This is a genomic window from Bifidobacterium sp. LH_416, from assembly GCF_056357055.1.
Window position 1 is genome coordinate 100488 of record NZ_JBKEVJ010000005.1, and the last position, 22772, is coordinate 123259.

Consider the following 22772-nt stretch of genomic DNA (forward strand, 5'->3'; position numbering starts at 1 on the left):
AATCAGGCGTAGGTGAAGGTGGCGGGGTCGTGGCCGGCGCGGGTCGGGCCGTCCAGAGCGTCGATGGCCGCATGCTCCTCGGCTGTCAGTGCAAAGCCGAACAAATCCAGGTTCTCCTTCTGACGCTCAGCATGCACGGACTTCGGAATAATGATTGTGCCGTTTTCGATATGCCAGCGCAGAATCACCTGAGCCGGGCTCACCTGATGCACTTCGGCAATACGCTCAATCGTACCGTTGCCAGCATTGAGATCAGCACCGCGAGCCATCGGCGAGTAGGCTTCCACAGCAATGCCGTGCTCCTTGCAGTAGGCCACCACTTCGCGCTGCTGCCAAGTGGGGTGCAGCTCGATCTGGTTCACGGCAGGCCAGGAACCGGTTTCATCATAGAGTCGCTTCAAATCGGCGGGCATGAAGTTGCACACGCCCAGCGTGCGGGCACGGCCTTCCTCGCGCAGCTTCACGAACGCCTTCCAGGTGTCGGCGCTGCGCCAATCGAACGGGGTTGGCCAGTGAATCATGTACATGTCCACATAGTCGAGCTGCAGCTTGTTCAGGGAATCATCGAACGCCTTGAGCGCGGAATCATAGCCCTGCTGGGAGTCGCGCAACTTGGTGGTGACCCACAGAGTCTCACGAGCAGCACCCTTGTTGTAGCCGGTGGCGGCGAGCGCACGGCCCACACCCGCTTCATTGTTGTAACCTGCCGCTCCATCGATATGGCGGTAGCCGGCGGCGAGCGCGGATTCGACCACCGGGGTCACGCCATCGTCGTCGATGCGCAGCACGCCGAGGCCTACCTGCGGAATCGAATGTCCGTCTTTCAACGCGATGTCTGGTACGTTGGCGGGATTGATGTGCCCATTGGTCATGACGATGCTCCTTGATTGCGGCTAACTACACGCCACTGTACACGGCTTCCCCGCCTGCCGAGAAGAGTTCAACGGTTCTTCCAGCTTTTCCGGCTCGTATCACAAGAGCGAAGCACCACCACCGGCAATCCACGATCAGCTGAACTACGTAGTCAATGGAGGCATGTTTCATCCTGCGCCATATCAACCACCGCACTGCACTTGACTAAGCTCAAATAATTATCAATTTTTATGATATTTCCAAGCCGAAACTACGTGCTGCGGCTACTATTATCTGAGTCCCCCCACGTTGTATTGAGAGGAAGAGCACATGGCGGGTCTATTTCAGGATGCCACTAAACAGACCAACCCTCTGGGAACAGCCATTCGCACGCAAGGTTCCGGTAAATACACCTTCGGCTTGGCTCTGAGCGCTGGTCTCGCTGGTCTTCTGTACGGCTATGACACTGTGTCTATTTCCGGCGCCATTGAATTCCTTCGCATCCGTTACGGACTCAGTACCGTCATGCAAGGATTCGTTATCTCCTCAATCATGATTGGCGCCATAGTGGGCGCTGCGGCGTCAGGCTTCCTTTCCGACAAATTCGGCAGACGACGCATTCTTATCATCGGCGGACTGTTCTTCTTCGTTGCCGCCATTTGGAGCTCACTCACGGTGGGCCCCATCGATCTGATTGCGTCTCGCGTCATCGGCGGCTACGGCATTGGCCTTACCGCGGCACTAGCGGTCACGTATATTACGGAGTCGGCACCTACTCATATTCGAGGCTTGCTCTCGTTCTCTTACCAAATGCTCGCTGTCTGCGGCGTATTCCTTACCAATGTAATCAACTACATCATCGCCTCGTATGGCACGGATTTTTGGGATGTGACTACCGGCTGGCGTTGGATGCTGGGCTTGGGCGCCATTCCAGCCGCCGCTTTTCTGCTCGCTATGCTGCGCGCCCCGGAAAGCCCACGATTCCTGATTCAGGTAGGTAAAACCGATGAAGGCTTCACCGTGCTCGAGCATATTCTCGGCACCGAGCGGGCACGTCTGCGCGTGGATGACATCAACGCTTCGGTGCGCTTGGAAAACGAGATGTCCAACGAATTCCATGATCTTTTCCGCCCGGGCTTGCGCAAGGCATTGGGCATCGGCATTTTCCTGGCCGTGTTCAACCAGCTGGTCGGCATGAACGCTATTTCCTATTACGGCCCGGTAATGTTCGCGGATTTGGGCTTCGGCGGTGATAAGGAATTCCTGACGGCCGCTTGCGTTGGCGGTGTGGAACTGGTCTCCACGGTTGTGGGATTGTATTTGATTGACACGTTCGGCCGTAAGCGTCTTATGGAGGTCGGCGCCGGCATGATGTGCGCGTTCGCATTATGTATCGCGATTTCCTATGCTATCGGCAGCCCGCTGTTAACGCTCATATTCGTGATGGCGTTCACCGTGTCTTTCGCTTTCTCGATGGGACCGATTCCGTGGATTGTAATTCCCGAACTGTTTCCCACGTATTTGCGCGGGCGTGCAACCGGCTTGTGCGTGATGTGCCTGCTGTCCGCCAATTGGCTGATCGCACAGTTCTCGCCGATGATGATTGACGGCTGGGGTGGCGGCATCTCCTTCGCGATTTTCAGCATTCTGAATCTCATTTGCCTGCTTGGCATTATCACGCTCGTACCGGAGACTATGGGCCGCACGTTGGAGGAAATCGACCATTTGTGGCAGCCAAAAACCGAGATGGCGGCCGCAAAGTATGCGCTAAGTTCCGCTGATGCGAATATTCGCCATGCTGAGGCGACACTGCGACGCGTGGAAAACGAGCGATTGCAGGCATTGGGCATTATGGCTTCTGCTGAACGAGCGCGCGTTACCGCACAGCAAAAAGTGTTCGCATTGGAAGCCCAGCAACGCGCTGCGGCAGTACGCCGCGAAACCGCGCAGCATGATGCGGCGGAACAGCTAAGAGCTGAGCAATTGCGTCACACGCTGGATCAGAACGTGACTCGCGCGCATGGCAATACGTTTGCAGCCGCTCATTCCGCTATCGTCTCGGCCGCGGTCACAACCATCAATCATCCAGTTGATTATGCTGCCGGCAACGCCAATGCCATTGCCGCAGAGAATCATGCCATCGTTGATGAATCAATCAATATTGATGATGCGACTGCGTTCGCCGCTGCACATGCTGCAGCAAACGCAAGTACGATGACTCAGCCGGTTCCTATGCCGCTGCCTGATCAGGGCACAGTGCCCGAGCCTCCGAAGGTTGTGAATGCAGGCGATTCAGTCTCAGCTACTAGCGGCAATGTTTCGATTTCCGCATTGGAAAGAGCTCATGACAACGAGCTTGCACAAGGCGTGATTCTGTCTGATCCCACGTCTCCGGCCTATGATGCAGCCGAAGACGCACGCGAAACTAAGGCGATCAATCGGGCGCTTGACTCACTGGATGCGCTGATCAAGGCTTAATTCAGCGCTTAGAGACTGAGAGTCGCGTCCGCAATACGCATGGCGGATTCTCGATGAGAGACAAGTACCACGGCCGTATTCCGGCTTACAGCAGCTTCCTGAATCGATCGCAGAATTATCGCCTCGTTCAACGCGTCAAGACGGCTGGTGGGCTCATCAAAGAGGATGAGATCAGCATTGCGAAGGAATACGCGAGCCAATCCGATGCGCTGGCGTTCGCCTTCCGAAAGGCGATCGCCAAGCTCGCCCACTTCGGTATCGAGACCATTCGGCAAGGAATCAATCAGTTCCAATACCGAGGCTTTGGCGAGCGCGTCTCGCAGATGAGCGTCAGAAACCGCATCGATTTCTGATTCCGGCAATGCGATCAGCAGATTATCGCGAATCGTACCGTCGAACAGATGTGTATCCTGACTCATCATGGTTTGCACATGACGACGGTAATGGGCGTTGATTTCAGGCAGCGGTGTGCTGGAGAACAGGACCTGGCCGGATTGCGGATCCCAGTAGCGCATCAGCAGTTTCAGCATGGTGGATTTGCCGCGGCCGGACGGTCCTTGCACGCCGAGAATGCCGTGGCGTGGAATATCAAGGCTAAAGTCCTTCAAAATTGGCAGTGCCGTGGCCGATTGTTCGGTACCAGCATTGGGGTAGGTGAAGGTGACACGGTTGAGCTGCATGCCCTCGTATTGAGGAGCGGCGGTACCGGTTTCGGTAACGGCCGGGGATTCGTCCATGATGCCGAAGAGTCGGCGAGCTGCAGCGAACGTCTGGGTGAGGTTTGCCGGCAACGCGCTCAATGCCAGAGTGGGACCGAACGAGCTGGTGAACAGCACAAAGGCAGTGACCAATGCTGGAATGCTGATGGGTTCGGCCGTGGCAAGCTTAAGCACTATGGCAATGGCCGCAGTATTGAGCAGGAAGACCAGCAGGCCTCCAATGCCGGCAAAACGACCATTGACTCGGCTGAGTTTGGCATGTTCACGCCAGAGCGCACGAGTGCGATCTTCTATAGCGCGGGCTCGATCTTCACCACGGCCGAAGCGGATGATTTCATCGATGCCGCGCATATCGTCGAGCATCACATCATCGAGCTGGCCTGCGGCTCCACGGATGGCCGGGCCAAGATTGTGCACACCGGTGGCGAAGAATTTTGGAATGATTACACCGATAACCAGATGCGCGATAATCAGCACAAGTGCCATATACGGGTTCAAGGTTGCGGCGATAATCGCATACACGATGGTGGTGGTTACGGCGATGGCTACCGGGCTGATGGTGTGCGCGAAGAAGATTTCCAGCAGTTCCACATCAGTGGTGAGCATTGCGATGAGATTGCCCTTGCCTTTGCCGGTGAGCTTGGCCGGAGCCAGGCGGCGAAGAGCTGCGAACGCTTTGGAGCGGAAGAGCGCGAGCAAGTGGAAAGCCACATTATGGTTGAGATATTGCTCGACGTATCGAGTGATGCCTCTGAGAAGCGCGCAAATGATCATGCCGATGATGGCAGGAGCTGCTCCCATGCCCCACACCGGATGGCCGGCAATAGCGAATGCCGCCACAATGCCGAATACCGGGAGGAATGTTGCGGCCAAGTGGCCGATGGAGCCGGAGATGGTGGCGGCAACCATCAGGCGGGTTAGCGGTGCGGCCACGTTGAGCAAGCGCTTGACTGTTTGGAATGTGGTGAGCGAGACGGTGTGCGCTGCGGGTTGTGCATCCTTATCGTGGGAAGTCTCTTCCCCACCCGGTCTGTGACCGGGAGCCCCCTCATCAGAGACTGTCGTATGCGCGTCGGCGAAGTGTTCAATGTTGGCTTGGGTGGTGAAGAGTTCAGCGTAGCGACCGTTCGCAGCCATAAGCGAAGCATGGGTGCCGGTTTCCACGGCATGAGCATGGTCAAACACCACAATCTGATCGGCATGCTCGGCATTAGCCATGCGATGCGTAATCATAATGACTGTTTTGCCGCGAGATTCCGCCAATTCGCGAATAGTGGCGAGAATCAACTCCTCAGATTCCACATCCACACTGCTGGTGGCTTCATCGAATACAAACACCGGTGAATCATGCAGCAACGCGCGAGCAATGGCGATACGCTGGCGCTGGCCGCCAGACAGGTTGGCAGCATCCGGCTCAATCACCATGTCAAGACCATTCGGCTGACTGCGCACAAAGTCAGCAATGCGAGCCTGCCCGAGAGCTTGCCACAGTCGGTTATTCACCGCAAAATCGGAACGTTCTGCATTATCAGGCAGTGCCATCATCAGATTGTCGCGTAACGTACCTGCGAACAGATGGCTACTGGCGCCAATCAACGTAACATTGCGCGCAAGCGTTTCACCGGTGAGTTCACGGGCTTCGCAGCCACTGAGTGTCAGCGAACCTTGGTATCTGGTCAATGTGCCGGCAAGCAATGCTGCGGCAGTGGATTTGCCGGAACCAGAGACGCCCACAACGGCAGTGAGCTTGCCGGGATATGCGATAAAGGACACGTCAGTAAGCGCCGGAATTGCGCGTTCGCTGTGCTGCTTTGCGGCATTCTGCGCCGCAGATGCTGAATCATACGAATAACTGACATGATTGAACGCCACGGTAATGCCGTCAACCGCTGATGCAGCCGGCAGTACAGCGGTACCATGTGCCGGTTCAGGAGCATCAAGCAGTGCGAAAATGCGCTTGGTGGAGGTCATACCATTCATGGCCACATGGAAGAACGAGCCGAGCTGGCGCATCGGGATAAAGAATTCGGCGGATAGCAGCACAATGAACAGCAGACCGGTCAAGGTCAGAGGGAATCCGATGCCGAAGGGCAGTAGGTACTGCAAACCATAGGCAACATACTTCAACGGATTGGGCAGTTCGCTGGCAAGGAATGCCATCGACAAGCCGGAATCAAATACGCGGGCATGTGCATAGCGCCAAAGCGCCACGCCAATGCCGGCCGCTGCACCGCCATAAGCCACCACGTCCATAGCGGTCAAGGAGCGCAACTGGATTTGCAACACACGCATGGTCATTACACGGAAGTTTTCGGCCTTCTTATCCATTTCAGCCGCGGCACGGTCGTCCGTGTCGAAGTTCTTCAGGGTTTCAAGGCCTTGAAGATTGTCGAGGAAAGCCGCACCCATGTCAGTGTAGCGACCCCAGTATTTCTTGAAGGCGCGGGCGGCGGTCATCGAAACCATGCCGGTCACGATGATGATCAGAGGCGCGCAGAGCAGCATCGTCAACGCGGAGGACATATCAATCGGAGCAATCGCCACGAACAGGGTAAGCGGTGCGAGAATCGCATAAAACAGTTGCGGCAGGAACAGTTCGAAGAAACTTTGAATCTGCTCCACGCCCTCGCCAGCGGACTGCACCACATCCGAGGTTTTGACCCGGCTGGCATAGGAGGGTCCAAGCGCCAGCATCTTACGGTACAGTTTGGAGCGCAAGGCCAGTTTCACGCGTTCGGCGGCTTCAGTGCCGAGTCGCGTGGCGTGCGTGGTAGTGGTGTATCGCACTGCGGCGCATAGGAGCGCGAGCAATACGTAAAACATGATGTCGCCGGCCATTGGAAGCACGCTGCTACCGGCTACTTCTTGCAGCGGCGTGGGGCACGGCCACGCGTCAGGTGATGTGTCATCACATTGGTAAAGCGGCGGATCGACCGCCGTCAGCGCATTGCTCAGCAGCATGACCAACGAGAGTACGAAGCCGATATTGGCGAGTAATCCTACCCACATCAAAGCCACTTTGCCGGCCACGAGCTTTCCAAGCCCCGGCGTCAGTTGAAATAGTCGCTTATCGAACATGCTTCCCCTCAATGTGCGTCACCAGTCTTTTTCACCGTAATGGAAAAGCCCTGCACACGCCAGCCTTGCCCGTAGCGAAATAGGTCACACCGATTGGGGCGTGATGCTGACGCTGCGGGCTGCGGCAAGAAGATCTTGCGCGTATTGAGGGCCTGGATCGGCGAAAAACTCTTCTGTTGATTTGTGGACTACGCTTGTGCCGCCGCGCATGACCATAATGCCATCGCATAGTGCGTTGGCCACGCCTAAATCATGGGTGATGAGCATGAGACTCAAGCCTTGGGTTTGGCGCAACGCTGCCAGCAGGTCCAAAATCTCGTGCTGTACGGAGACGTCCAAGGCACTGGTGGGTTCGTCGGCAATCAGCACGTCCGGATTCACGGCGAGTGCGCGGGCGATGGCGATACGCTGGCGTTGACCGCCCGAGAAGGCTTGTGGGCGGCGGGAAAGGATGTCGGCATCTAACAGCCCGACCATGTTCAGCAGCTTGAGGCATCGCTGGGTAATAGCTGCGCGGGAAGGCCTCACTCCACTGGCTCCAAATGTGCGATGCAGCAGCATGCCTTCGGAAAGAATGCGATAGATACTGTGACTCGGATTCAGTGAGGAATCGGGATTCTGGAACACCATTTGAATACGACGGTGTTGCTCGCGTGTGCGATGAATCGGTGCCAGCGGCTCCCCATCAAGCAGCACTTGACCTGTTGCCGGCGCGATCAACCCGGCTGCCACGCGTGCGAGCGTGGATTTGCCCGCGCCGGACTCCCCCACGATGCCAATGGCTTCACCCCTCGGCAGGCTCAGCGATACATGATCTACTGCGGTGAAATCGCCATATTCCACCGTGATATCGCGCAGTTCGAACAATGCTGGTGATATATGTTGTGTCATCGATCTTGCGCTCCCGGAATCGGTAGAATCGCGCTGACCAAGCGCTTCGTGTATTCCTGCTGCGGATTATTGAGGATATCCTCGGTTGCCCCGGCTTCCACAATGCGCCCATGCTGCATCACGACGAGTCGGTCGCATAGATGAGCGGCGACGCCAAGATTATGGGTGACGAACAGCATGGCAAGGCCGAGGCGCTGCCGCAAATTGGCAAGTAGGTCGAGTATTTGCAACTGGACTGTAACATCCAATGCGGTGGTTGGCTCGTCACAGAGCAGGATGTCTGGTTTGGTGGCGAGCGCGAGCGCGATGCCGACGCGCTGGCACTGGCCTCCGGAAAGCTGCCCTGGGTAACGGTCGGCAGTGCGCAAGGATTCCGGTAGACCAAGGCTGATTAAGAGATCGGCAGCTTGGGTTTTTGCTTCTCGTCGATTGAGGTGCTGGTTGTATCGCAGCACTTCGGCCACTTGCTTGACCACTCCGGTTAGTGGGTCGAGCGAGGACACCGGGTCCTGGAAAATCATGGCGAGGCGCTTCTGCTCGGCTACGGTAATCGATTCCATATCCGTAATGGCTACGCCTTCGGGCAGCAGTCCCATAATCGCGCGCAAAGTGAGGCTTTTGCCGGATCCTGATTCGCCGACCAGTCCCACGGTTTCACCGGGATTCACGTCAAAGGAGATGCCATTGACGAGCGCACGGCCACCGGACGAAGCATGAATATGGAGATTATTGACCTGAATAATCGGGGCGATATTGGAGTTGGCTGCGCTCATGCCTGCCGCCTTGCATCGTTGAGTCCGTCGCCGATCAAGGCCAGCGCGATGCCGACCAGCACCACCGCGCAACCCGGCAGAGTGGACACCCACCAGCGGGTGGAGAGGAAGGATTGGCCGTCTGCAATCATCGTGCCCCAATCCGGAGTTGGCGGAGTGACGCCGAGGCCCAGATAGCCGAGCGTTACGATGGCCACGAGCAGTGCCACCATGTCGCTGACCAGCACAATCACCGCTTGCGAAAGTACATTCGGCAACATCTGATGGACCAGAATCGAAGCATCGGAGAATCCCATCACGCGAGCGCTTTCCACCCATTCCGCGCCGGCCAGTGAAGCTGTGGCACCTTTGACCGTGCGCGCGAAAATAATCCAGCCCATGATGAGGAAGGTGAGGAAAATACCGGTAATGCCGGTACCGGTGACGAATGCCACCACTGCCACCAGCAGGTAGAACGGGAAGGCAATCAGCGCATCGGACAGCAAAGTGATGACGCGGTTCGGCCAGCCGCCATAATAGCCAGCGATCAGGCCGGCAGCCGTGCCGATAATGAATGGCAGCAGTTCCACACCAACCATCAATGCCAAGTCGACTCGGCCCGCAGCTGCCACACGTACCAACAAATCACGGCCAAGCTGATCGGTACCGAACGGATGCGTGAATGACGGCGGCTGCAACATGGAAGAGATATCTTCCGCAGTGGGGTCGTATGGAGAAACCAGCGGAATAATCAGCACCGCCAGCACGATGGCGATAAGTAACGCAACGCCGGCAACTAGCGTGCGGGGCAAGCGGTCATGCGATAGCTTCATGTCACTCCCCCAGCCATCGTCTGCTCAGCCCCACCGCGCACACGGTAGTCAATAAGTCCGCCGAGTATTTCGACAATCACGGAAATCAGCACCACACCAAGCGCACAGTAAATAGCAATGGCTTGAATCAGTGGAAAATCACGGGCGGTAATGGCGCTGAACAAGAGCGAACCCACGCCTTTCAAACCGAATACTTGTTCAACCACCAATGTGCCGCCAACAAGGAACGAGATTTTCATACCGTAGAGTTGCAGTGCCGGCAGCAGCGCATTGCGGAGCACATGCCGATGAATCACGCGCTCAGGTAGGTGAGCCGCGCGCAGGGTCACCACAAAATCAGATTGCAGCACATCCAAAATCCGCGTACGCAATGAGCGCACGATAAACGGGGTTTGCGCGAGTGCGATGGTCAACGATGGCAAAGCCATTGAATACAGCATGCCATCAATGCCGGGTTGTGTGCCGCCGACAGGGAAGATTTTCAGCGTTACCGCGAAGAGCAGCACGAACACCAATCCCACCCAGAATTCCGGCATACCGAGGGTGATGGTAGGCACAATGCGCACCAGTTGGTCAACCCAGCTGCCTTTGTGAAGGGCCGCGGTCATGGCGAGCGGCAGTGAAATCGCCACAACCAGTACTGCGGAGCAGCAAATCAGCCATAAGGAGACCGGAAGACGGTCGAGTACGAGCGCCCGCGAGGACACGTTGTAGGCGATGGATTGGCCGGTGTCGCCGGTGGTGAGCAGTGTGCCGACGAATGATGTGAACTGCTTGCCAATGGACTGGTCGAGGCCGAGGCGATGATGCATATCCGCGATTTGTTCAGGGCGGGCTTTGAGCCCAAGCACCATTTGCGCGGGGTCGCCAGGCACGAGGCGCACAATCAGGAATACGCCGATAGTGACCAAAACCAGTACAAGGAGCATATGAACGACAATGCCGCCCAGCCATTTGGCTAAGGCGGCAGGTCGTGATGTGGTCATAGTGGTTATTGTACGGCTAGCAATCAGCCGATCTTGACGTCCTGGAAGCGCACAGAGTTGTTCGGCAGCACCTCGAGACCGGCCACGTTCTTACGCACGGCCTTGACGATCTGCGGAGAGTACAGCGGAATGTACGGCACTTCGTCAGCCAGGGTCTGCTGAATCTTCTCGTAGAGGGCGGCGCGCTCGTCACCGTCCGGGGTCACCTGGGCCTTCTTAAGCTCTTCAGTGACTTCAGGGTTGGAGTAGCTGGTCCAGTAGGACTTGCTGAAGCCGTCAGGGTCGGCCTGGAAGTCGATAATCGAGTCGGCATCCGGGTAGTCGGCCTGTGCGGAGTTGATCATGATCTGGTAGTCGAATGCCTTGAAGCGGGAGCGGAAGGTGGCGATATCCACGGATTCGATCTCGAGCTTCACGCCAATCTTGGCGGCAGCGGACTGCAGCAGCTGAGCGGCCTGAGAGTAAGCGTTGTTGCCGGAAGCGAGCAGGATCTTGGCGTCGAAGCCGCTCGGGTACTTGGACTGGGCGAGCTCTTCCTTGGCCTTGGCGAGATCGTTGTCCACTGGCTTGATGGAATCCTGGGTGCTGTATTCGATGGCCTTCGGTAGCACGGTCTTGGCGGTGTCGGCGTGGCCGAAGGAGACGGCCTTGGTTACATCGGAACGGTTCAGGGCGTAGGCCAGTGCGCGGCGAACGTGCACGTCGGAGAAGTGCTCGTCGGCGGTGTTGAAGAAGAAGGTGTGGGTCACCCAGCTGCCGGCGGTTTCCACCTTGGTATCGTTGCCGTTCTCCAGTTCGTCAAGGTTCTCGAGAGCCGGGTCTTCGATGCCGTCCACCTGGCCGGTCTTGAGCTGGTTCACGGCCTGAGTGCCGTCTTCCACGAGCTTGTAGACGAGCTTGGTGATGCCCGGCTTGCCCTTCTGCCAGTAGTTCTCGTTCTTGGTGAAGGTCAGGTCGCCGGACTTATCCCACTTAGAGACCACGAACGGGCCGGTGCCCACCGGGTTGGCGAAGAAGTCGTCTTCGGACTTGCCGCCGAAGTCCTTAGGCACAATGCCGTTGGAGAAGTTGGCAAGCTCGGCGAGCAGCGGGGTGTACGGGCTGTTGAGCTTGATTTCCACGGTCTTCTCGTCGGGAGCGGTGACGGATGCGATGTCCGCGGTGAGCGGCAGGGCGGCATCCTTCTCGGCCTGATGCTGTTCGATGGAGAAGACGGCGTCTTCAGCGGTGACGTTCTTGCCGTTGGAGAACTTCAGGCCGTCACGCAGGGTGAAGGTGTAGGTCAGGCCGTCGTCCGAAATCTGGTGAGACTTGGCCAGCCAGTCGATGATCTTACCGTTCTTATCAAAGCTGACGAGCGGTTCGAAAATCTTATCGATGGCGAACGCATTGTTGGAGGTGATTTCAGTCCACAGGTTGAGCGAGGTCACGGCTGCAGAACGGGCATATGTGAACGTGGTCTGATCGCCGGAAACGCTGGTACCGGCCGTGGTTGAGCCGCCAGTTTGGGAGCATGCGGCGAGGGAAAGCGCAAGCACGGCGGCGGTTGCGGCCGTCAGCGCCGTACGAATGGCACGGAAAGTGCGAGTGTTCTTCATCTGAGTATTCCTCTTGTTCCTCTTCTTTATCCTCTTTTAATGCAAGAGCGCAGTCCATCCTAGAATGGGCTGCGCTCTGCCGCAATCGCTGTCTTATTGCAGCGTTATTTGCATTGGTTACTGCGCGTTATTAGCGAGTTATGAGGTGCCAATAAATTGGCCTAGTTGCTTACCCCTCAGTCAGCTTCGCTGACAGCTCCCCTGGCAAGGGGAGCCGTAAAAAAAGACATCAGCGAGCTTTTTGTGCATTGACTAGTGCTTCGGCTGCGGCCTTGGTAGCGATAGCACGCTCCTTGGCACGGCGAGCGCGGGCCAGCTCGGCCTCGGCAGCCTTAATGTCGGCTTCGGCCTGCTTCAAATCAGCAGTAGCGCGAACCACTTCAAGTTGAGCATTGGACTGCTCACCCTTCGGCTTCCACAGCTCGGCGATCTCTTCCAGCGTCTTGTCCTTGGTTTCCGGCACGAAGGTGATCACACCGAGGAAGCAGATGAGGTTGGTGCATGCGAACACCAGGAAGGTGCCCATGCCGCCAATAGAGCTAATCATCATCGGGGTGAACTGGCCGATAGCCCAGTTGGTGCCCCACAGGAACACGGTGCAGATACCGGTGGCGCGGCCACGCAGGTAGGTCGGGAAGAGTTCCGGAATCATAATCCACGGAATCGGGCCCATGGAGAAGGCGAAGCAGGAGGTGAAGCACATCACGAAGATGAGCATCAGCAGCTGATAGTTGTTGGCGTAGGAGAAGGAAATGCCCAGCGCGAACAGCACCATCAGGCCGGAGCCCACGGCCATCAGCTTCTTACGGCCGGCGGAATCGATCAGGTACATACCCACCACGGTGAACACCAGCTCGATGCCACCCACCAGGGAGGAGGCCAGAAACTCGGTGTTGCCGCCGAAGCCCATGTGGGAGAACATTACCGGGCCATAGTAGGAAATAGCGTTCATGCCGATGGCCTGGTTGAAGATGGCCAGGAAGATGCCGATGAGCAGAGCCTTGCGCAAGCCCGGCTTGAACAGGTCGGAGAACTGAGCGTTGGCTTCCTGCTCAGCCTTGATTTGCATTTGGATTTCTTCCACATCGCGGCGGGCCTTGTCCGAACCGTTGATGCGTTCGAGAACCTTATAGCCTTCCTCAACGCGGCCGGCCTGCACGAGGAAGCGCGGGGATTCCGGCGAGAACCAGAGTGCCACGACGAAGATGGCAGCAGGGATTGCGCCGATGCCAAGCATCCAGCGCCAGCCGATGTTGATGCCCCAGTTGTGATCACCAGAGGATGCGATGAAGTAGTTGATGACGTTGGTCAGGAAGATGCCGGAGATGGTCAGCAACTGGTAGGCGGAAGTCAGGGCGCCACGAATGTTGGTCGGTGCGGACTCGGTGATGTAGGTCACGGCGAGTGCTGCAGCCAAGCCGATGCCCACGCCACCGATGATGCGGGCCAGAATCAGCGTGAACGGGCTGAACGTGAAGGCGCTCCACAGAGCAGCCACGAAGAAGAACGCTCCGCCGAACATGAGAATCTTGCGGCGGCCGTATTTATCAGACAGGAAGCCGGAGAAACCTGCACCAATCACACCACCGATCATGATGGAGCTGATGACGAGGCCCTGCAGTGCCGGGCTCAACGAATACTTGTTCTGCAGGAAATCGATGGCACCGGAGATGGACACGGTGTCGTAACCATAGAGCAGACCGGCAAGGCCGGCGCTCAATGCAAGGCCTACGATGTAGCGGCCTGATCCGCGACGCTGATGTTCGTCGTCTTCTGAAACCGGCTGGATTGGCGCGGTTGCTGATGCTGCTTGACTCACTGCAGTACCCTCTGTTTCTTATTTCTTTCGCTCTCTTATGGCCGCAATCGATGACTGTTTGCGCTAACAGCACTTGCGACCAAAGGAAAATGGTAATGCTTGTTTACCTTGAAATATGCGGAAAAGGCCCCTCTGGAGCAAATCGTTGTAAAACCGTTATCGATACGTTGCCAAACTGTTATCAAACCAGCGCAGCAGCAGTGCCGATTCACCGCCAAGCCGCTGCCAACTGCCGCAGAACAGCCGCCAATCTGCAGTCAGAATGTTGTCAAACCGTCAATTTTCAAGCACTTGTAGGCAATCCACAAAAGCACTGTCACGACTTTTTCGCCCTGCACAACGCGCATCATGCTACGCACGCGTAACCTCAGCTAACAGAATGGCCGGAATCGTCAATCGCGGCCAGCAGCACGAAGGAATAGACAGGCACCTATGCTCACCGAATACACCACTCCAGGATCATCCATCGAATTACGCGATGATCAGACCATCTACTCGCTGCTTACCAACCGTATTCTGCGCACTGGCGAAGATACGGTTATCGCAGCCAAGAAGCTCGGCCCGGGCCGTTGGCAGAACGTGACCACCGGCGAATTCCAGAAAAGCGTCATTTCCGCTGCCAAGGGCCTGATCGCTCTGGGCATCGGCAAGGGCGATGCGGTCACCATCTTCTCCTCCACCCGCCTCGAATGGGGCATTTTGGACTTCGCGCTGGCGGCAGTCGGCGCCGTGAGCGTGCCGATTTACGACACTGATTCCGCTTCCCAGGCACAGCGCATCATGAACGATTCCTCCGTCAAGCTGGCTGTGGCGGATAACCGCGAGCGCTTCGACCGTCTCGACTCTGTCAAAGACCACTGCCCCACGCTGCGCCAGATTCTGATGTTCGACGGCAACGCGCTTGGTGCTCTGGAAGGCTTGGGCGTTACCGTATCCGATGAAGAGTTCGACGAGCGCGTGGCTTCAGTGCACGTCGATGATTTGGCCACGATTGTGTACACGTCTGGCTCCACCGGCAACCCCAAGGGTGCCGAGCTGACGCATAAGAACTTTGTTTCCATTACTATTGCCGCATCTGAAGCATTGCATGAGATGATTCTTGACGATCATCCGCGTCTGCTGCTGTTCCTGCCGCTCGCCCACTGCTTCGCACGCTTCATCCAGTATGCGTCCATCGCCTCCGATGATGGCGTGGTCGGCTACTTGCCGGATACCAAGTCCCTGCTTCCGGACCTGCGTTCCTTCGAACCGACCTACCTGCTGGGTGTGCCGCGTGTGTTCGAGAAGGTGTATAACGCTGCCTCCCGTAAGGCCGGCACCGGCTGGAAGGGCCGCCTGTTCCTGAAAGCTGCCGAAGCTGCTCGCGTGTGGAGCCGCAAGGAGCAAGCCGGCGAGAAGCATACACTGGCCGAAATCGCTGATCACGCTAAGTATGAGACGCTAGTGTACCGCACGGTTCGCGGCGCTTTGGGACCGAAGATCAAGTACGTGGCTTGCGGCGGCGCTCCGCTGTCTCTGGATTTGGCTCACTTCTACAATGGCATTGGCCTGCCGATGATTCAGGGTTATGGCATGACCGAAACCGCTGCCCCATTTGCCGCCACTCGTGTGACCGACAATGTGATCGGTACGGTTGGCCAACCGGCTCCGGGCTCTTCCGTGCGTATTTCCGATGAAGGCGAGCTGCAGGTCAAGGGCCCGAACGTGTTCCGCGGCTACCATAATCTGCCGGAGAAGACCGCCGAAGCGTTCACTGCTGACGGCTGGCTGCGAACCGGCGATTTGGCTGAAATCGATGATGAGGGCCGCATCACTATCACCGGCCGTATCAAGGACATCATCATCACCGCTGGCGGTAAGAACGTCTCCCCCATTCCGCTGGAGGAGGAGATTGCCAAGTGCCCGATTGTGGAGCATTGCGTGGTGGTGGGCGACCGTCGCCCGTTCATTGGCGCTCTGGTGACTTTGGATCCTGAATCGTTGGCCGCATGGCTGCCCGCTCATGGCCTGTCCGTGGATACTCCGGTGGATCGTTTGGCTACGAACGCGGCTGTGCGCGAAGAGATTCAACAGTATGTGGATAAGGCAAATGCGACGGTGTCTCGCGCGGAATCCGTGCGTAAGTTCGCTGTGCTGGACACGCAGTTCACACAGGAAAACAAGTGCCTGACGCCGTCCCTCAAGGTGGTGCGCCCGGCTGTGAACCGTGTGTTCGCTGACGTCATCGACCGCGAAATCTACAACGGCAAGCACTGACTTCATCTCGTTCAATAATGTGGGGTGGTTCCGGTTCCTTTTCACCGGAACCACCCCAATTTCGTCTGCGCCGGCGTGGCCTTCACCCGCCTCCGCCCGCCTCCGTCACTCGCTCAGCGAGTACAGCACCTCGTCGTATCCGATGATGACGGTGTCGGCCGAATCCGGGTCGGACGGGATGGCGGGCTGGTGTTTGAGCACGTATTCGACCCCGCCGCCCACAGCCCCGCCGTTGGCGGAGATGGCGCGCGAGAAGCGTTTGTCCGACGTGACGATCTCGCCGCCCCGCCACCACCATTCGCGAATCTGCCCTTTGCCGTCATGGTGGATGGTGGCCGGCTCGACGCTCGAATCCTTCTCGGCCCAGTCGGCGTCGGCATTCGGGTCGAACCAGAGGATGCGCACCGAGACGCCACCCGACGCGCTTGATTCCTGAGAGCCGGCATCCGTGGTGATGCTGTAAGGACCCGTACCACGCACCACCAGCCGCAATACGGACTCCCGGCCGGCGCGCACGTCGCCCAGGAACGCGTCGATGCGCTTGGTATCCGGGTTCTGGTACCACGGGTAGTCCTCGCCGGTGGAGTATCCGCGGTATCCACTCACGGCCTCGCCACCGTATACGTAACCGAGATTTTCCAGTTGGGATTCGCTGATGTTCGGGTCGAGCGCCACCAGTTCGTCGGTGATTTTCTGCGCGGTGACACGCGTGGAGCGCTGCCAGACGAACGCACCGGTCACGATCACCGCGAACGCCAGGAATGCCGCCAGCAGCCACCACCACAACGGCCGTGCGGGGCGGGTGCCGGTTTCGCTTGTCAGCGTATGCTCTCGTGGACCCTGCTGCGGCCGTCCGTCCTGCGGCACGGCCGTATGGTTGCGCAATGCCCGCATTGCCTTGTTCATCGTGGGCCTCCTTGCTTTCAGTCCGTTCGTTGGTGACGATTTCAGACTATGGCCGCTCCCCTGCCTTAGGATAGCCGGTGACATGCGGCGCATGACATGGATTACCGGTCAGCATGTCGTCTTCCTAGACTTGTATGGCATGGAGAATGATTCGACCCGGCATGGCGCCATCGCCATCGCGCTGGTGGACAACGATGCCATGGCACTGATGGCGTTGCGCTCGCTGCTGGACCGGGCGGGGTTCACGGTGATATGGGCCGCACAGCTGGGCGCCGCCGCAATCCAGCGATGCATACGTGAGCAGGACCGCCCGGACGTGCTGCTGGTGGACATGGCGCTGACCGACATGACCGGCGTCGACGTGTGCCGGGCCGTGCGCAGATGGGCGCCGCATCTGCCGCTGCTGGGCATGACCGCCTACGAGCCGGCCGTGTACGCCGGTGCCGCGCTCGCGGCCGGAGCCGCCGCGGTCATCAGCAAGGACGACATCGCCGCGATTGCACGGTGCATACGTAAGCTTGCCGGGCAGTGCTCGCCGGCACATCCCGGCAGCGAGCAATCAGCCGCCCGGTCGTTCCTGGCACCATCGCAATCAACCAATACCGTCAGCGCAACCGAACCGGCGCTTCCACCGGACGCCGCCGAGCCTGCGCGATCGTTCGCACTGTCCGCGCAGCAATCGGCCATTATGCGATTGTATGCGGATGGGCAATCGACCGAGCAGATTGCGGCAAAGCTCGGCATCTCCAAGGGCACCATCTTCTCGCAGGTCGCACGGGTTCGGGAGAAGCTGCACGCGCGCGACCGTGACGAAGCGGTCGCCCTGTGCCGCCGCTACCTAAGGATGTGATCATGCGCGTTGACGACAAGCGTCTGCTCTGGGACGCGCGCACCCGCATACTGCTGGCGTGCGCGGCGATCCCGGCGATCATCGAAACCGCCTATCTGCATACGATCGGCGACGCCAACGATGTCACGCTGCTGTTCGCCTTACTGGCGACGGTCGGCAGTCTGCTGATGGCTTTGCTGCCGCGCATCGGCGGATGGGCGATCGTGGCGTTGTGGGCGGCGCGTTGCATCGTGCCGGCGGCCACGCCGTTTTCCCTGCTGTTCTGCCTATTGATGGCAGTGACGATCATGGCGTATCTGGACATCAGTATGGCGGTGTTCGCGGCGGTGGTGGCCGAGGCGGTCACCGCGACCCGTATCTGGCTGTATCCGTGGGATTCGTCGGTGGTGGCCATCGTATGCGCCACGGCGGCGTTCCTGATGGTGGCGTTGTGGCTCGGCTCGATGATGGGTTGGCGCGAACGGCAGGAAATCGAGGCACGGGAGCGCGCCGAGCTGCTGCATCGTCTCGCCGATCAGGAGCTTGCCACGCAGCTGCATCATTCCGTGGCCAATGACCTGACCACGATACTTCTGCTGGCCCGGCAATTGCGGTCGGGGGCGAACGGCGGCAGCCAGTCAACGCCAGGTGACGCCGACTCAAATGGGGCTTTGGATGCGAACGGTTGCGACACCGTGGCGCTTATCGAGCGGACCGCAACCGAATCGCTTGCCAAGGTACGCACTTTGATTGCGGGATTGGATGGCCGGGATGGCGGCGCATCGCCCAAAGCCTCGGAAATCGCGGCGGACCGTGATGGCATAGGCGATGATCGGATGCAACCAATCGAATCGGCCTGCGCACGACTTGCGCAGTTCATCGAGCCAGACGCATCGTCGGCGGGACCGCTGACAACGATATCGGACGACGAACTGCGAGCCATCGCACAATCCTATGACGAACGGCTGCATGCGAACAGGCTCACCGGCGAGATCCTGACCACCGGAGAGACAACGTATGCATGCACGGACGAGCGGAAGGCGGCGTTGCTGGATATCCTGCATGAGGTCGTCGGCAACATCATGAAGTATGCAGACCCGGACGCCGGCTACTGCGTCGTCGTTGCCCTCGCACCGGGACTGGCGACATTGTCCGCGTCGAACGGCATACCGCGGGCCGTGCGGAACCATGGCCATGTCGCCGGTACGTCGGGCGGCGAATCCGGAGACCATGCCGTCGCATGTGGTACGGATGGAGTATCGGCGGGCGTCGTGCGAATGGATGCCCCATCGGATGTTGCACCGTCGGACTTCGTCCTCAGCAGCGGCACCGGTCTCGATCGTTGCCGGCAGACCGCCGAAGCCCTTGGCGGTGAATTCACGCTCTCCCCCAACTCCTCCACCTGGACCGTTCTCCTCAAACTGCCGTTGGTCTGACGGTTATAACGGTCCAGTACAGTGGCGGCAAATAGGTGCTGGTTGGGGCTTGTGCCCCGCCGAAGCAATGCGAACGTATGACTATAAGGAGGCGGTTATGGGCGTTGGCCGTCCGATGGTTGCGGTGACTCCGTTGATGGATTATGGGCGGGATAGTTTGTGGATGTTGCCCGGATATATGGACGCGGTGATGCGGGCCGGCGGCACACCGGTAATGCTGCCGCTGACTGATAATACCGATGCGGTGGCGCAATGCGCCGAACAGTTTGACGCGTTCCTGTTCACGGGCGGGCCGGATGTGGGGCCAAAAGTCGGATTTGATGCCAGCCATATGGCGGGCTTAGATGCCAAGGATGGCATTTCGGCCGATATCGGCTGTAGGGAAGCTGGCGCTGCGGATGCTGCGGACGCTGCTGACATTGCGAACTCCTCAGCCAGAGGCCGCAGCGAAGTACTCTCCCCTGAACGTGACCGCATGGAGTCGCTATTGCTTCCAGCTGCGATGGCACTCGATAAACCAATTCTCGGCATCTGCCGCGGTATTCAGTTCATCAACAAGTATTTGGGCGGAACACTTTGGCAAGATCTGCCCAGCGAGCATCCAAGCGCGGTGGAGCACCACATGAATCCGCCGTACGACACTTTCGGGCATAGCGTTTCCTTGATTCCGGGCACCCCTCTGGCTTCTTTATTTGCGGGGCAATCCGAGATTGCAGTGAATAGTTACCATCACCAAGCGGTTCGTGAAGCGGCACCTGGCCTTAATGTTATGGCCGTTGCGCCCGATGGAGTAATTGAGGCGTTATACAGGCCCGCGAGCCGGTTCCTGTGGGCGGTGCAGTGGCATCCTGAATTTTTGTACAAGGTTGATGCGCGATCACAGGCAATTTTTAATGCGTTTGTTAAGAGTTGCCACCGTTGAACGGCAACTGCAACGCAGAAGACACACGTTTAAGCAGTGATATTGCAAAAGGTTGCGCAGCTCCGCGTCTCATCTTGCGGTATATTGCGGCGTTTTGCGTCTCGGTAGTTACATCAATCGATTGATTCTTCCACCGAGACAAATTTCGTTGTCCCGGTAGCTCTTTTTCGTTATTTTTGAGCTACCGGGACAGATTCTTCCCGAAGTCTCAATCATCGCAAAACAAAAAATGGCGGAATTATGCGGTTTTACGCGGTACAAGTTGTATGTGTAACCCTATTACAGGGCGATTCTCTGCCACGGTTCCCGAAAAATGGCTGAAATGCGCTACCGGGACACTCAGATTTGTCCCGATAATCGCATCAATCGATTGATTTGGCTACCGGGACAAAATGTGTATGGAAAAATGGGCAAGACGTTCGAAAGATGGAGGGGAAGCGCAGAAGAATACACACAATAATGCGCAAAACCAAACGAAAAAGGGCCGCTTACGGTTTCCCGAAGCGGCCCTTGGGCAGTTCTCAAGTTAAGAATCAGTGACGGCCTGCCGGCGCTGATTGATGCGTGTGCCCTCTAGGCGTACCGAGGGAAGGCGTACGAAGGTACGTCGACCGAGGAACAACGACGAGGACACTCCATCAATCAGTGACGGTTGTCGAGGCGGTGATACATCTCGGACAGCTGCAGTTCCTTCTCGAACTGGCGAGCGGTGGTCTTGTCGTCGATGACGGCGAGCTCAACGCCGGCGATGCGAGCGAAGTCTTCCCAAGCCTCGCGACCAACGGAGGTGGTCATGCAGGTGTGGTGAGAGCCGCCAGCGGTGATCCAGCACTGAACAGCGGTCTTCAGATCCGGCTGCGGCTTCCAGACGGCGCGAGCGCACGGCAGTTCCTTGAGGGAGCCCTGCGGTTCGACAACGTCGACGACGTCCATGAGCAGGCGGAAGCGTTCGCGCTCGTCGGCCATGGAGACCACGACTGCATCCTTCTTCGGAGCGCCGGAGAAGACCAAGCGGACCGGGTCGGCCTTGCCACCGATGCCCAGCGGGTGAATCTCCAGCTTCGGCTTGGCGATGGTGCCAATGGCCGGGGAGACCTCGAGCATGTGGGAGCCCATGTCGAGCTCGTTGCCCTCGGTGAAGTTGTAGGAGTAGTCCTCCATGAGGGAGGCGCCACCTTCAAGGCCGTAGCCCATCACGGCACCGATGCGGACCAGCACAGCAGTCTTCCAGTCGCCTTCAGCGGAGAAGCCCCAGCCGTACTCGGACGGGAAGCGCTGCGGGCCAACGCCCGGCAGCTGCGGCAGAGCGCCAAGGTCTTCGAAGTTGTCGACGCCGGCGGTGCAGCCGTTGGCGCGCATCATGTTGACCATAGCAGCCTCTTCCTTGGCTGCGATGAACAGGGAGTCGTACTTGGCGTCCAGCAGAGCTGGGTCAACGTCGTACTTGGCCTTGTAATCTTCGATGATTTCCTTGACCTGATCGTCCTTGACGGCGTCGTATGCGGCGACGAGCTCGTTGACGGCCCAGGTGTTGATGGAAGCGCCGAACACGCGCTCGGCTTCGGTCTTGTCGCCTTCGGTGACGGCAACGTTACGCATGTTGTCGCCCCAGCGCATGACCTTCATGTTGTTGGAAGCATCCCAGCCGGCGCAAGCGCGAGCCCAGGTGCCGACCTTCTCGGCGACTTCCGGATCGGTGTAGTGGCCGACGACGATCTTGCGCGGAATGCCAAGGCGGGAGACGATGTAACCGAACTCACGGTCGCCGTGGGCGGCCTGGTTCAGGTTCATGAAGTCCATGTCGATGGTCTCCCACGGAATCTCCTTGTGGTGCTGAGTGGCCAGCTGCAGCAGCGGCTTGGTCAGCACTTCGAGGCCACGGATCCACATCTTGGCCGGGGAGAAGGTGTGGCACCAGGTGATGACACCGATAACGGCCGGGTTAGCGGAGGCTTCAACCATGAACTGCTTGACGCCATCGGAGGACTTCAGGGTCGGCTTGAGAACGATCTTGGCCGGGATCTTGCCGGTCTTGTTCAGGTAGTCGACCATTTCAGCGGAGTGCTCAGCGACCTGACGCAGAGCTTCCTCGCCGTACAGGTCCTGAGAACCAACGCCGAACCAGATTTCCTTGCCCTCAAAGGGGTTTTCCATTGCCATAATGGCTCCTTTTATTTACTTCGTTGTGTGGAGTTGTAAAGATTGAGTTCCTTGCGGAACCGTTGTTTTTTTCTTCTCTCCCCCACCCGGCTTCGCCGGGAGCCCCCTCGTCAGAGGGGGCCAGGGAAAGCGGAGTCAGCGGTTTTCTGCTTCTCTCCCTCAGTCTGCCTTCGGCAGCCAGCTCCCTCATCAGAGGGAGCCAGGGAAAGTAGCATCAGTGCGGAGCACTGAGTTAGCGGGTGTGGATGCAAGGCGCA

16 protein-coding genes are annotated in these 22772 nt (G+C 58.2%); 6 read left to right on the forward strand and 10 right to left on the reverse strand.

The window, feature by feature from the left end; genetic code table 11:
* Positions 1-2: 2 nt before the first annotated feature.
* Entirely contained in the window at positions 3-872 is an 870-nt protein-coding gene (locus AC1AY0_RS10000; protein ID WP_476523947.1) for an aldo/keto reductase, read from the reverse strand.
* Positions 873-1182: 310 nt separating this feature from the next.
* Between AC1AY0_RS10000 and AC1AY0_RS10005 the strand changes: the two genes are divergently transcribed.
* Positions 1183-3330, forward strand: coding sequence for a sugar porter family MFS transporter (locus tag AC1AY0_RS10005; protein WP_476523948.1), 2148 nt, complete (start codon positions 1183-1185; stop codon positions 3328-3330).
* A gap of 8 nt (positions 3331-3338) precedes the next feature.
* On the opposite strand, the gene AC1AY0_RS10010 is transcribed toward AC1AY0_RS10005, so the two are convergent.
* The 7 genes from AC1AY0_RS10010 to AC1AY0_RS10040 all read right to left on the reverse strand — a co-directional run bounded on the left by AC1AY0_RS10010 (position 3339) and on the right by AC1AY0_RS10040 (position 14006).
* Positions 3339-7127 (reverse strand): thiol reductant ABC exporter subunit CydD/CydC, encoded by a 3789-nt coding sequence (locus tag AC1AY0_RS10010; RefSeq protein ID WP_476523949.1) that lies wholly within the window; start codon positions 7125-7127, stop codon positions 3339-3341.
* A gap of 84 nt (positions 7128-7211) precedes the next feature.
* Positions 7212-8018 carry an ABC transporter ATP-binding protein gene (locus AC1AY0_RS10015; RefSeq protein WP_476523950.1) on the reverse strand — a complete coding sequence of 269 codons (807 nt, stop codon included), beginning with the start codon at positions 8016-8018 and terminating at the stop codon, positions 7212-7214.
* Positions 8015-8791, reverse strand: coding sequence for an ABC transporter ATP-binding protein (locus tag AC1AY0_RS10020; protein WP_476523951.1), 777 nt, complete (start codon positions 8789-8791; stop codon positions 8015-8017). Before AC1AY0_RS10020 ends, AC1AY0_RS10015 begins: the two co-directional genes overlap by 4 nt.
* Complete coding sequence (locus tag AC1AY0_RS10025; protein WP_476523953.1) at positions 8788-9603, reverse strand: ABC transporter permease; 816 nt, start codon at positions 9601-9603, stop codon at positions 8788-8790. Before AC1AY0_RS10025 ends, AC1AY0_RS10020 begins: the two co-directional genes overlap by 4 nt.
* Positions 9600-10589, reverse strand: coding sequence for an ABC transporter permease (locus AC1AY0_RS10030; protein ID WP_476523954.1), 990 nt, complete (start codon positions 10587-10589; stop codon positions 9600-9602). Before AC1AY0_RS10030 ends, AC1AY0_RS10025 begins: the two co-directional genes overlap by 4 nt.
* Positions 10590-10612: 23 nt before the next feature.
* The gene (locus AC1AY0_RS10035) at positions 10613-12187 is read right to left on the reverse strand and encodes an ABC transporter substrate-binding protein (protein ID WP_476523956.1); all 1575 of its coding nucleotides are present in this window, start codon (positions 12185-12187) and stop codon (positions 10613-10615) included.
* 229 nt (positions 12188-12416) lie between these two features.
* The gene (locus AC1AY0_RS10040) at positions 12417-14006 is read right to left on the reverse strand and encodes a sugar porter family MFS transporter (RefSeq protein WP_242689676.1); all 1590 of its coding nucleotides are present in this window, start codon (positions 14004-14006) and stop codon (positions 12417-12419) included.
* An 89-nt stretch (positions 14007-14095) separates the two neighbouring features.
* On the opposite strand from AC1AY0_RS10040, the gene AC1AY0_RS10045 reads away from it, so the two are divergent.
* Positions 14096-14371, forward strand: a complete 276-nt coding sequence (locus AC1AY0_RS10045) for a hypothetical protein (RefSeq protein ID WP_476526358.1) — start codon at positions 14096-14098, stop codon at positions 14369-14371.
* Between the two features lie 67 nt (positions 14372-14438).
* Positions 14439-16262, forward strand: a complete 1824-nt coding sequence (locus tag AC1AY0_RS10050; protein ID WP_101626062.1) for an AMP-dependent synthetase/ligase — start codon at positions 14439-14441, stop codon at positions 16260-16262.
* A 105-nt stretch (positions 16263-16367) separates the two neighbouring features.
* Here AC1AY0_RS10050 and AC1AY0_RS10055 read toward each other — a convergent pair whose 3' ends face one another.
* A complete protein-coding gene (locus AC1AY0_RS10055; RefSeq protein ID WP_476526360.1) occupies positions 16368-17168 on the reverse strand; it encodes a hypothetical protein in 801 nt (266 codons plus the stop codon).
* Positions 17169-17307: 139 nt separating this feature from the next.
* Between AC1AY0_RS10055 and AC1AY0_RS10060 the strand changes: the two genes are divergently transcribed.
* The 3 genes from AC1AY0_RS10060 (at position 17308) to AC1AY0_RS10070 (ending at position 20355) form a co-directional block, all read left to right on the forward strand.
* Positions 17308-18018: a response regulator transcription factor gene (locus tag AC1AY0_RS10060; RefSeq protein ID WP_165781949.1), complete on the forward strand. Its 711-nt coding sequence runs from the start codon at positions 17308-17310 to the stop codon at positions 18016-18018.
* Positions 18019-18020: 2 nt separating this feature from the next.
* Positions 18021-19433, forward strand: coding sequence for a hypothetical protein (locus AC1AY0_RS10065; RefSeq protein ID WP_476523958.1), 1413 nt, complete (start codon positions 18021-18023; stop codon positions 19431-19433).
* 136 nt (positions 19434-19569) lie between these two features.
* A complete protein-coding gene (locus AC1AY0_RS10070; protein WP_423220498.1) occupies positions 19570-20355 on the forward strand; it encodes a gamma-glutamyl-gamma-aminobutyrate hydrolase family protein in 786 nt (261 codons plus the stop codon).
* A 642-nt stretch (positions 20356-20997) separates the two neighbouring features.
* Here the strand turns inward: AC1AY0_RS10070 and araA are convergent.
* Entirely contained in the window at positions 20998-22515 is a 1518-nt protein-coding gene (gene araA, locus AC1AY0_RS10075) for an L-arabinose isomerase (RefSeq protein ID WP_101626058.1), read from the reverse strand.
* Positions 22516-22772: the final 257 nt, after the last annotated feature.